At 71.5% G+C, this 221-nt stretch carries 1 protein-coding gene; it reads left to right on the forward strand.

From position 1 onward, the window contains the following. Positions 1 to 204, forward strand: a 204-nt coding sequence (locus F0L46_RS25905; protein WP_210247722.1) for a hypothetical protein, incomplete at its 5' end; no start/stop codon positions are given. Between the last annotated feature and the right edge of the window lie 17 nt (positions 205 to 221).

The raw sequence follows: 221 nt of genomic DNA on the forward strand, positions 1-221 counted from the left end.
ATGCAGGCCGAACGGATCGCCGAGCGCCACCGCCGGTCCCCGGAGACGGAATGGCCCGTCACCCAGGCCGAACTCGATGAGTGGCGGGAGATGCTCGATGAGCCGGATCCCGCCGAGGCGGTCGGCGACTTCGGGGCCCGCGCCGCCGAGGACTGGAGCGGGTGGATCGCCGAGAAGTGGCCGACGGCGTTCGCCGAGACCTGAGGCTCTGGTCTGAGGCT

This window comes from Salinarimonas soli, assembly GCF_008386575.1.
GTDB lineage: Bacteria > Pseudomonadota > Alphaproteobacteria > Rhizobiales > Beijerinckiaceae > Salinarimonas_A > Salinarimonas_A soli.